Below are 10632 nucleotides of genomic sequence, written 5' to 3' on the forward strand. Positions count from 1 at the left end.
TTAGCTTCAAAAAATTATTCTGCCAATTTTCCCAAAGTATACTGAATTAGGGCATCTACCGCTTTATAAGGATCTTCACTAAATGTTCCAGTGGCTCTGTTAGCAATGATGGCGTTTAAGGACAAACACTCATGACCTAAAAGTTTGCCTAAGCCATATATAGCGGCAGTTTCCATTTCTAAATTAGTCATTTTTATACCCTTGTAGTCAAAGCTATCCATCTTACTGTTTAAGTTTGTATCTTGAATTTCAAGACGTAAAACGCGTCCTTGTGGACCATAAAATCCGCCAGCAGTTCCAGTAAAACCTTTGTGAATTTCATTGCTTTCCATGCGTTTCTCAAGTGTTATAGAACAACCAATTACATAGGGTCTGCCTTTTCTCATATCCCAATCAGTTTGTTTGATAAAAGCATCTTCCATGTTCTTTTCGGTGATGTTGTCAATCAAATAGGAGCGAAGCATATTGTCTAAACCCAATCCAAACTTACTCATCACAAAACTATCGCAAGGAATAGCTGCTTGTAACGAACCCGAAGTTCCTATCCGAATAATATTTAATGAAGTTAAATTGGTTTTTGGTTTACGAGTTTCCAAATCAATATTTACTAAGGCATCCAATTCGTTCATGACAATATCGATATTATCTGGACCAATTCCGGTGGACATGACCGTTATTTTTTTGCCTTTGAAATAACCTGTTTGCGTTTTAAATTCACGCTTTTGAGTAGAGAATTCAATACTATCAAAGAACTGTGTTATTTTTTCTACTCGGTTTTGGTCACCCACAAAGATGATATCGTGCGCAATATGTTCGGGTTTCAGATTTAAGTGGTATACACTGCCATCTGGGTTTAGAATTAATTCTGAGGATTGTATCATTGTTTTTTTTTGTTGATAGTTTGTGGTTTATAGTTTCAAGTTTCTGACCACTAAATACTGATAACTGAATACTAGTTTATCCACCAACTCGTTTAGTTTTAAAACCTTTGTCTTGTAACAGTTTCATTATTTTATCGCGATAATCACCCTGAATGATGATTGCTCCGTCTTTGAAAGTACCACCAACACTCAATTTTGTTTTTATTTCTTTGGCTAATATTTTAAAATCTTCATCGCTACCTTCATAGGATTCAATGATGGTTGTCGCTTTACCTTTTCGCTTTTCGTATTTGCAAATTATGGGTGTTGACTGAATAAAAAGCTCGTGATTTTTTATATCAACTGCTTCTTTTTCGGTGGATGGTTCGTGGTTTGGGAATAGTTTTTTTAATTGTTCTTGTAAGTCCATAGGTTATAATTTTTGGAACACAGATTTAAAAAATTTTAAAAATTGTTAGATTTTGTTCTTTTTTAAATCATTTGTAAATATCTTTCTTATGAATTGTGGATCCTTACCAAAATTTAATAGTATTCCAACTTCACAATCAGTTGCTTTTAGATAATTTAATAATTGATTTTCATGTATATCAAGAAGGTATTCTACTGTCTTTAATTCAAGAATTACTTTATTGTTTACTATGATATCAGGTATGTACTCTCCAACAATTTCATTTTTGTATAAAACATTTAGTTTCTTTTGGTTGTCAATTTCAAAACCTCTTTTTTTAAGTTCTATTAGCATTGCATTATGATAGACTTTTTCCATAAATCCATAACCTAACTCATTATAAACATCATAATAAAGTCCAATAATAGATTTTGTTAACTCCTGATGTGGAAAGTTTTTCATCATAATTTTACTGTTTTTAAAACATTGATTTAATTTTTTTTAAATATTTTTTTAATTTTTTAAATCTGTGTTCTAAATAAAAAACCAAACCCCAGAAAAATTGGAATTTGGAATTTTGACAAAAGTAATTTAGAAAGTTTTACTTTTTCTTTAACCCCAGTTCTACAAGCCGTTCATCTAAGTATTCACCAGCTGTAATATCCTCAAATCCCTTTGGATGGTTAGCATCAATACATTTCTCTAAACAATTCAATGGCATATCACTCACCGGATGCATAAAAAACGGAATAGAAAAACGCGATGTTCCCCACAATTCTCTTGGCGGATTAACCACTTGGTGAATAGTTGATTTCAATTTATTGTTCGTATGACGTGACAACATATCACCTACATTAATCATTAACTCATCGGGTTGCGCCATGGCATCTATCCAGTCACCATCATGATTTTGAACTTGTAATCCTTTACCTTGCGCACCCATCAATAGCGTAATCAAGTTAATATCACCATGAGCGGCAGCTCGAACAGCACCATCTTGTGGTTCATCGGTAATAGGCGGATAGTGAATAGGTCTCAGGATACTGTTGCCGTCTTTGATGTAATTATCAAAATAAAATTCATCCAAACCAAGATACAACGCCAATGCTCTTAACACATAAATACCTGTTTTTTCGAGCATTTGGTATGCTTCTTTGCCAACTTGGTTAAAATGAGGTAATTCAGAAACAGTCACGTTATTTGGGTATTCGCTAGCATATTTTGAATCTTTGCTAACATATTGTCCAAAATGCCAAAACTCTTTTAAGTCTCCAGCCGATCGTCCTTTGGCATGTTCTTTTCCAAATGAAACATAACCACGTTGTCCACCAATACCGGGAATTTCATACTTCTCTTTAGTTTCCAATGGAAGACCAAAGAAGTTGCGCACTTCGGAATATAAATCTCCAACTAATTTGTCATCCAAAAAATGACCTTTTAACGCTACGAAGCCAATATCTTCATAAGCCCTTCCGATTTCATTTACAAACTTTTGTTTACGTGCCGGCTCATCCGACAGGAAATCACGTAAGTCAACACTAGGGATTTGTTGCATACTAAAACTTTTTTGTTAATAAATTAAACCTGTCTGCCGACAAGCAGATTGAAAAAAATCCAATCATAGCAACAAATGTAACGAATTTTTTAATGAAAGAAATCATATATGTACACAATTAATCACTCTTAAAAACATTCTTACTAATTCAGGGTTTATTGTCTTTTCTCTATTTTCTTTTCTCTATTTTCTCTATTTTGTTTGCTAAATAACTAAACACTTTTTAGTACTTTTGAGCGACTTAATATTACAACAAATTAGCATGAACTTCGATCGAAAAGAGTTATCCAACATCCAGTTATTGAACTTATATAAAAGACTGCTTAAACCCAGATTGATAGAAGAGAAAATGCTCATTCTTTTACGTCAAGGCAAAGTATCCAAATGGTTTTCAGGCATTGGGCAGGAAGCTATCTCTGTGGGTATTACGGCTGCCTTGGATAAAGACGAGTACATCTTACCGATGCACCGAAACTTAGGCGTATTTACTGGAAGAGACATTCCGTTACACCGATTATTTTCGCAATGGCAAGGAAAGAAAACGGGTTTTACCAAAGGGCGCGACCGCTCGTTTCACTTTGGCACACAAGAGTTCAACATTATAGGAATGATATCGCATTTGGGTCCTCAAATGGGTGTTGCCGATGGGATTGCTTTAGCGAATAAACTCAAAAAAAACGGTAAAGTTACAGCAGTATTCACGGGTGAAGGGGCTACATCTGAAGGTGATTTTCATGAAGCGTTGAACATAGCTGCCGTGTGGGAATTGCCAGTGTTATTTGTTATTGAAAACAATGGCTATGGCTTATCGACTCCTACAAATGAGCAATACCGTTGCGAAAACCTAGCCGATAAAGGAATAGGATACGGAATGGAAAGTCATATTATAGATGGTAATAATATTTTGGATGTTTTTACTACAATCAGTGAGCTAAAAGCGTCTATGGTGGATAATCCTCGTCCGGTTTTATTAGAATTTAAGACCTTTAGAATGCGCGGACATGAAGAGGCGAGTGGCACTAAATATGTTCCGCAAGAGTTGATGGATATGTGGGCCATCAAAGACCCAATATCGAATTATAGAGACTATTTACTCCGCGTTAGTGTTTTATCTGAAGAGGAAGATGAAAAAATTAAAGCTATTATCAAAGCTGAAATCGATGAGCACTGGGCCATTACACAAGCGGAGCCAGAATGTGTTGCTGACTTAGCCGAAGAGCTAACCGATATGTACGAACCTTACGAATTTGAACCTATCAACCCTAGCGATGCAGTGGAGAATATCCGTGTCGTTGATGCTATATCTAATGCCTTGCGCCAGTCTATGGAGCGCCATGAGAACTTGGTTATTATGGGACAAGATATTGCCGAATATGGTGGTGCCTTTAAAATTACAGATGGTTTTGTGGAGCAGTTTGGCAAAGACCGTGTTCGCAACACACCCATTTGTGAAAGTGCTGTAGTTTCCGCCGCCAATGGACTATCCATTAACGGTTTCAAAGCAATAGTCGAAATGCAATTTGCCGATTTTGTTTCCTCAGGTTTTAACCCTATAGTTAACTTATTAGCAAAACAGCATTACCGTTGGAACGAAAAAGCCGATGTAGTAGTGCGCATGCCTTGTGGTGGTGGCACGCAAGCTGGACCGTTTCACTCGCAGACCAACGAAGCATGGTTTACCAAAACACCCGGACTGAAAGTAGTTTATCCTGCGTTTCCTTATGATGCCAAAGGATTATTAAACACAGCCATCAACGACCCAAATCCGGTGATGTATTTTGAACACAAACAGTTATACCGTTCGGTTTATCAAGACGTACCTTCGGATTATTATACCATTCCTTTTGGTAAAGCTTCGCTTTTAAAAGAAGGAAATGATGTCACTATCATCTCTTTTGGTGCCGGAGTTCACTGGGCATTAGAAACTTTAACCAAAAATACTCAAGTGAGTGCTGATCTTATTGACTTAAGAAGTTTACAACCTTTAGATACTGATACTATTTTTGCATCTGTAAAGAAAACCAACAAAGTAATTATTCTGCAAGAAGACACCTTGTTTGGTGGGATTGCCAGTGATATCTCGGCTATGATTATGGAACAATGTTTTGAACATCTCGATGCACCTGTGCGCAGAGTAGGTAGTATTGAAACCGCTATTCCGTTTGTAAAAGCTTTAGAAGACCAGTACCTTCCTAAAGACCGTTTTGAAAGCACGTTGTTAGAGTTGTTAGCGTATTAAACTGTATTTAGAAAATGTTTTTTTAAGTTGGGTTATTTACCTCGTCCTCCTCTTTGTTTTCTATTTCGCCTTCATTATTAAGAAATGTTTCCAATTCTTTTTCATCTTTCAAGTTTCTTTTAACTAGAAACACAACTAAAGCAATTGCCAAAATGCTTATACCGCCTATAATAAACCAATTGATTTCCATAAAGATTATTTTATTTTAAAAGTATAAAAAAAGTATAACATATTTGTTATCAAGGTGTTACTAAAATATTAAAAGGTAGAAATGTTTTTGAAATCAATATCGCTTGTGGTTTTCTTTTATATGTTTTCTAATTCATTATTTTACAATACGGCACCAATAGAATTACCACTATCAGTTCTATTATCAATAATTTTTCCAGCCCAATATGCCATAGGGATATAAGCCACAAACAAGTCTAGTACTGAAAACCAAACAGGAGATGGTAACATCAATACCATATAAAAACCCCCTATTAGGAATATCAATCCAATTCCCAATGCAATTTTAAAACGATGGGTTACCGCAATAGCAGCAGCCAATAGTGCGCCCACAAAAGTACCCAACGCATGCGCCAAAAACGGCATGATATAATGCTCTGGTCCTAAAAGATGCATCGAGGTCTGTAATCCTTCTGTAGTGGTAACATCAACGCCATCGGGTGGTGGAATGATGGTTGGTCCCATCAAGATTATCAACATATTCACTGCAATACCTATCAATAATCCGATAATTACTGCAGCGATGTTTCTTATTGTGGTTTTCATAACGGTTTGGTTTTAAAGGTTTATAGAGTAAAGGTACATAATATTTTGATGTGTAGTTTTAAAATTAGATCAGTAAAATAGTGTATAGATGGGAAAAATAAGCAAGTAATTACGTTATTCTTATTATGCATTTATTTGATTTCCAATGTTAAGTTTTCACCGACTCGAAAAACTTAACATTGGAGTATTGTTTTATATTGTATATTTGTTTACAATTAATTAACATTCTAGCAACATTAATATAAAAATAGCAGCATGATTAAAAGAGCAACACCAGTTAGACGAAAGTCAACACCGACAGCACCAGCAACGCTAGTTACACCTCCATCTACAAATGGTGCTACCGCAGAAACTGAATTTTTACCTGTTGAGGAAGAGACAATGATCAGTATAACTGAAGAAGTTATTGAAATTGTACCTATTGATAACGATAGTGACCAAACAGAAGTCAGTAATGACAAAAACACCATATCTTGGACTGATAAAGGCAAAGAAAAAGCAAAAAAAGAGAAATCAAAAGCAAAAGCAAAAAAAGAAGCCGAGAAAAAGAAAGAAAAAGCTAAAAAAGAGAAAGCTAAGGAAAAAGCCAAAGCAAAAGCCAAAAAAGAAAAAGAAAAGAAAAAAGAAAAAGCAAAAAAAGCGAAGGCAAGTGTTAAAAAGAAAAAGAAGTCTAAAAAGAAGAAATGAAAGAGTTCCCAAGATATTACTAGTCTTGGGTATTTTTTTGGAATGCAATTAAACAAATTACCTGACATATTTTTCAATTAAAACAGGGTTATTCTAATATAAGTTTATATTAAGTACTAATAAGTCTTATAAACTATTCATTTTCTCAAATGGTTTTTATCATTCTTAAAACGAGTTACTATGTGGTGGCAGTATGCATTAGTTTTTTTAGGTGCCTTTCTTTTTGATGTAGTGCCATTTCCTTTTCCTCCTGCGTTTACCATCATGGTATTTCTTCAGATTGTATTTGATTTAAATGTATGGCTAGTCATTTTAATTGGAGTGGCTGGTTCAATTTTTGGACGATATGTACTTACACTTTATATTCCTAGTATTGCAGGTAATATTTTTAATCCAGATAAGAATGAAGATGTTCAGTTTTTAGGTGTAGTTTTGAAAAAGAAAGGATGGAAAAGTCAACTGATTATTATTGCATATTCATTGTTGCCCCTACCAACTACCCCTTTATTTGTAGCGGCTGGGATGGCAAAATTAAGACCAATTTATATTATTCCGGCTTTCTTTGTGGGAAAATTTACTAGTGATACAGTATTAGTTCATTTTGGGAAGTATAGTACTGAGAATGCCGAAAAAATGCTTCAAGGTGCTTTTTCTTGGCAATCCTTTCTTAGTATGTCCTTTGGAGTACTAATGTTAAGTGCTTTATTGTTTATTGATTGGCGTTCTTTAATTCAAAAGAAAGAATTCAAAGTAAATTTTAGAATTTGGAAATAATATCCTGAACATTCAGTATTTTATTTTGGAATTATGTAGTCAGTTTACTGTTTCTGTAGCCATAGATAAAGTAGAAAACCAATCCAATACCCAACCAAATTCCAAACCATTGCCAGTTGGATACCGCCATACCCGTTAGCAAATAGCAGCAGGATACTAATCCTAATAGTGGAATTAACGACAGATTTTTAAGAAATGCAAGGACTGCCATCACTATACAAAGAATGATAAAAATTACCATTGGAATATTGTGTGAAAAGAAATTTTCTGAATAACTAAATGTATCCGGAAAGAAAGTGGGTAAGTAGTATTGTACCATTCCAAAGGCAGCTAAGCAAAGTATTGGGAAAATATACTTAGAATTGATATAAGGAATTCTGAATTTTCCTTTAGTTGCTCGTTCTGCAAGTTCAGCTTCACTTTGTGGTGACAGCATTAAAACACCCCCACAGACTAATACAAAAGCAAATAAAGTTCCGATACTGGTAAAGTCGAGCACAAAATTTTCATCAGTAAAGAAAATAGGAATGCCAACCACCAATCCAGTTACTATAGTAGCAAATCCAGGTGTTTTGTATTTTGGGTGTATTTCTGCAAACTTCTTAGGCATCAATCCATCGCGACTCATCGTCATCCAGATGCGTGGTTGTCCCATTTGGAATACTAACAATACGCTAGTCATGGCTACTACCGCTGCAATAGATACTATGAATAACATCCATTTTACCCCTTTTAAAGCAAAGATTTCTGCCAAAGGATCACTCACTCCAAGTAGCGTATAAGATACCATTCCAGTAATGACTAAGGCCAAAATTATATAGACAACAGTGCATATTACTAGGGAGTTGATCATTCCTTTGGGTAAGTCGCGTTGAGGGTTTTTACTTTCTTCAGCTAGGGTTGAAACGGCATCAAAGCCAATATAGGCAAAAAATACTGCTGAAACACCACCCATAACACCACCAAAACCATTGGGCATAAACGGTGTCCAGTTGTCAATATCAATATAAAAAGCACCAACAACAATTACCAAAACAATGATGGCCAACTTGATGTACACCATTAGGTTACTGATGTTTCTAGATTCTTTTGTACCCCGATATACCAAATAGGTAATCAATATATTAATCAATACGGCGGGTAAATCAAATATGATTCGCAAGCTGCCCAAAATTGGAGCGGTATTCCAAGCGGTAAAACCTTCACCTAACTTGTTCGCCATTATAGCATCGTGTGCCGATTGGTAGTTGATGGTAAGCCATGCTGGCAAATGAATACCAAAGGTTTCCAATAGATTAGTAAAATAACCACTCCACGAAAATGCAATATAAATATTCCCAATAGAATATTCCATGATTAAGGCCCAACCAATAATCCAAGCGAAAATTTCGCCAAAAGAGACATAGGCATAAGTATAGGCACTACCCGAAACTGGAACACGTGAAGCAAACTCGGCATAACACATGGCGGTAAATCCGCAAGCAACGGCGCAAATTATGTACAGAAAAATAACCCCTGGTCCACCCGAAAAACAAGCATTTCCAATAGCACTAAAGGTTCCACCACCGATAATGGCTGCTATACCAAAAAAGGTTAAATCTTTTACAGTTAAAACTTTATGTAATCCACTATGTTCACCATCACCTCCTTCTTTTAGGATAACACTAGTTGATTTTTTTCTAAAAAGATGGGATATTGACATGGTTTTGATTTTGGTTTAGTTTGAAACAAATATATAAAACTATATTGAAAAGAAATGAGCCCAATAAAGATTGAGCTCATTAAAAAAAATCAAAATAAAAAAGCTAATTATATTTCTTTTTCAATTAACTGAACTTATTTTTTTAAATACTTTTTGTAGATAAATAGTCCTAAAATAATAAGTACAATAATAGACCAAAGTTGTACAATAAATGCAATAATCGCTTCAAACATAAACCAACCCGTTTTCAAACCATCTAGAATTTGTAAGCCAATGTGTGGACGATAAGCATTGATACTTTTTTCATTGGCTACCATTTCTTGCAGTAAGCTTTCTCTTTGATATAAATACAAAGTCACCGTGCTAAAATTTACTTGATCTTCTAAGTTGAGGTTTTTTAGAACGGTTTCATCACTTTCAGTTTCTCGGTCTAAAACTTTATCTTCGGCATTGGTAATGTCATTTAATTTTTTGCCTTTGGTATCAATTCCTTTTTCCAATCGTTTTTGATGCGAGGTCAATCTTTTTTGTGCCATTTTATTCGATAAGAGTTGCAAAGCCACATCATCGGCTTTAATCAATCGGCTGTCAAGAAATGCCACTTCATTTACCATCAATTTTAGAACGGTGTCTAATTGGGTATTTGGAACTCTTAATGTGATGGTATTATCAACCGTAAATCGTGTCGTTTCTAAAGTGCTGTCCTGAGTGATTTTGGTTTCCGATTTTTCGTTGACGGTACTTTTTAAATCCGTAAACGTTACAAAGCCACCGTTTTTTGCCACTATGTTTTCAATGGCGTAGGTCGATTTGGCTACATTTTTTACTTTAAACTTTAAATCGGCCGTTCGTACAAATTTTCGATTACTTTCTTTTTTTACTACAGCTGCATTGGAGGAAGTAGTTTCAATACTGACAATGTCAGCAGCCATTTCAGCACTGGCTTCATCTGAAATAGTTGCTTGTTTACACGCAAAGGCAATTCCAAGTAGGAGTAATGCCAAACCCAATTTTGATACTTGTTTCATTTTACATTCAATTTAAATAGTTATTAATAGATTACCACTTTGGTATTTATTTTTCAATAAGGTCAGTGTAATTTTCTATCAATAATGGATAAATGAATTTTGGGTTACTTACTTTCTTAACTCCTATTAAAAAGCGTGCCAAAAATTTTGGTTTTTTACTTTCACAGTTAGAATTATTTTTATCGTAATTTTGAGTGCCAAAAAAACACAGGGAATTGAGAACTATTATTTCGAAAACAATTGAAAATCCAGAAGCATTCAAAAGTCAATTGTTGCTTTGGTCACAACAATTTCGAGAAGTAGTTTTCTTGGATTCCAATGATTATCCATCCAAATATTCCAGTTTTGATTGTGTTTTAGCAGTAGATTCTTTTACTTCTTTACAAACGGATTATCACAACGCTTTCGAAGATTTAAAACAATACCAGCAGCAATCCAAAGATTGGTTATTCGGCTATTTGTCTTATGACTTAAAAAACGATACCGAGAAATTGCATTCCAACAATTTTGATGGTCTGCATTTTCCCGATTTGTTTTTCTTCCAGCCCAAGAAGTTGTTTTTTTTAAAAGGTAACCAAATCGAAATCCATTACTTGTATTTATG

The 10632-nt window shown here is 34.8% G+C and carries 11 protein-coding genes and 1 pseudogene; 4 read left to right on the top strand and 8 right to left on the bottom strand.

Translation table 11 applies throughout. The annotated features are described in order from the left end of the window. Positions 1 to 14: 14 nt before the first annotated feature. The 4 genes from ACK5ON_RS04745 to ACK5ON_RS04760 form a co-directional block, all read right to left on the bottom strand. Positions 15 to 881, bottom strand: a complete 867-nt coding sequence (locus ACK5ON_RS04745) for a nucleoside phosphorylase (RefSeq protein WP_409820361.1) — start codon at positions 879 to 881, stop codon at positions 15 to 17. Positions 882 to 957: 76 nt separating this feature from the next. After that, positions 958 to 1290 carry a translation initiation factor gene (locus tag ACK5ON_RS04750; RefSeq protein WP_396172911.1) on the bottom strand — a complete coding sequence of 111 codons (333 nt, stop codon included), beginning with the start codon at positions 1288 to 1290 and terminating at the stop codon, positions 958 to 960. 45 nt (positions 1291 to 1335) lie between these two features. Continuing rightward, positions 1336 to 1734, bottom strand: coding sequence for a GxxExxY protein (locus ACK5ON_RS04755; protein ID WP_409820363.1), 399 nt, complete (start codon positions 1732 to 1734; stop codon positions 1336 to 1338). 136 nt (positions 1735 to 1870) lie between these two features. Next, positions 1871 to 2824, bottom strand: a complete 954-nt coding sequence (locus ACK5ON_RS04760; protein WP_409820366.1) for an isopenicillin N synthase family dioxygenase — start codon at positions 2822 to 2824, stop codon at positions 1871 to 1873. A gap of 262 nt (positions 2825 to 3086) precedes the next feature. On the opposite strand from ACK5ON_RS04760, the gene ACK5ON_RS04765 reads away from it, so the two are divergent. Next, positions 3087 to 5063, top strand: coding sequence for a thiamine pyrophosphate-dependent enzyme (locus ACK5ON_RS04765; RefSeq protein WP_409820369.1), 1977 nt, complete (start codon positions 3087 to 3089; stop codon positions 5061 to 5063). Between the two features lie 22 nt (positions 5064 to 5085). Here ACK5ON_RS04765 and ACK5ON_RS04770 read toward each other — a convergent pair whose 3' ends face one another. Next, entirely contained in the window at positions 5086 to 5253 is a 168-nt protein-coding gene (locus ACK5ON_RS04770) for a hypothetical protein (RefSeq protein WP_396172907.1), read from the bottom strand. Positions 5254 to 5393: 140 nt separating this feature from the next. Then, positions 5394 to 5837 carry a hypothetical protein gene (locus tag ACK5ON_RS04775; RefSeq protein WP_409820372.1) on the bottom strand — a complete coding sequence of 148 codons (444 nt, stop codon included), beginning with the start codon at positions 5835 to 5837 and terminating at the stop codon, positions 5394 to 5396. Between the two features lie 255 nt (positions 5838 to 6092). On the opposite strand from ACK5ON_RS04775, the gene ACK5ON_RS04780 reads away from it, so the two are divergent. Both ACK5ON_RS04780 and ACK5ON_RS04785 read left to right on the top strand, forming a co-directional pair. After that, a complete protein-coding gene (locus ACK5ON_RS04780) occupies positions 6093 to 6524 on the top strand; it encodes a hypothetical protein (RefSeq protein ID WP_396172904.1) in 432 nt (143 codons plus the stop codon). A gap of 180 nt (positions 6525 to 6704) precedes the next feature. Next, the gene (locus tag ACK5ON_RS04785; protein ID WP_396172903.1) at positions 6705 to 7298 is read left to right on the top strand and encodes a hypothetical protein; all 594 of its coding nucleotides are present in this window, start codon (positions 6705 to 6707) and stop codon (positions 7296 to 7298) included. 31 nt (positions 7299 to 7329) lie between these two features. Here ACK5ON_RS04785 and ACK5ON_RS04790 read toward each other — a convergent pair whose 3' ends face one another. After that, positions 7330 to 9000 (bottom strand): amino acid permease, encoded by a 1671-nt coding sequence (locus ACK5ON_RS04790; protein WP_409820376.1) that lies wholly within the window; start codon positions 8998 to 9000, stop codon positions 7330 to 7332. 134 nt (positions 9001 to 9134) lie between these two features. Next, on the bottom strand, positions 9135 to 10028 hold the full coding sequence (locus tag ACK5ON_RS04795; protein WP_409820379.1) for a DUF4349 domain-containing protein: 894 nt from the start codon (positions 10026 to 10028) through the stop codon (positions 9135 to 9137). A gap of 215 nt (positions 10029 to 10243) precedes the next feature. Here ACK5ON_RS04795 and ACK5ON_RS04800 point away from each other — a divergent pair. After that, positions 10244 to 10632: pseudogene (locus ACK5ON_RS04800) on the top strand (aminodeoxychorismate synthase component I); the annotation flags it as partial.

This window comes from Flavobacterium sp., assembly GCF_046317795.1.
In the GTDB taxonomy this organism is placed as follows: Bacteria; Bacteroidota; Bacteroidia; order Flavobacteriales; family Flavobacteriaceae; genus Flavobacterium.

Excerpts from the sequence above, each read along its gene's own strand:
- ACK5ON_RS04765 (WP_409820369.1), top strand. The coding sequence starts at position 3,087 with ATGAACTTCGATCGAAAAGAGTTATCCAACATCCAGTTATTGAACTTA.
- ACK5ON_RS04745 (WP_409820361.1), bottom strand. The coding sequence starts at position 881 with ATGATACAATCCTCAGAATTAATTCTAAACCCAGATGGCAGTGTATAC.
- ACK5ON_RS04790 (WP_409820376.1), bottom strand. The coding sequence starts at position 9,000 with ATGTCAATATCCCATCTTTTTAGAAAAAAATCAACTAGTGTTATCCTA.
- ACK5ON_RS04780 (WP_396172904.1), top strand. The coding sequence starts at position 6,093 with ATGATTAAAAGAGCAACACCAGTTAGACGAAAGTCAACACCGACAGCA.
- ACK5ON_RS04770 (WP_396172907.1), bottom strand. The coding sequence starts at position 5,253 with ATGGAAATCAATTGGTTTATTATAGGCGGTATAAGCATTTTGGCAATT.
- ACK5ON_RS04775 (WP_409820372.1), bottom strand. The coding sequence starts at position 5,837 with ATGAAAACCACAATAAGAAACATCGCTGCAGTAATTATCGGATTATTG.
- ACK5ON_RS04795 (WP_409820379.1), bottom strand. The coding sequence starts at position 10,028 with ATGAAACAAGTATCAAAATTGGGTTTGGCATTACTCCTACTTGGAATT.
- ACK5ON_RS04785 (WP_396172903.1), top strand. The coding sequence starts at position 6,705 with ATGTGGTGGCAGTATGCATTAGTTTTTTTAGGTGCCTTTCTTTTTGAT.
- ACK5ON_RS04750 (WP_396172911.1), bottom strand. The coding sequence starts at position 1,290 with ATGGACTTACAAGAACAATTAAAAAAACTATTCCCAAACCACGAACCA.
- ACK5ON_RS04760 (WP_409820366.1), bottom strand. The coding sequence starts at position 2,824 with ATGCAACAAATCCCTAGTGTTGACTTACGTGATTTCCTGTCGGATGAG.
- ACK5ON_RS04755 (WP_409820363.1), bottom strand. The coding sequence starts at position 1,734 with ATGATGAAAAACTTTCCACATCAGGAGTTAACAAAATCTATTATTGGA.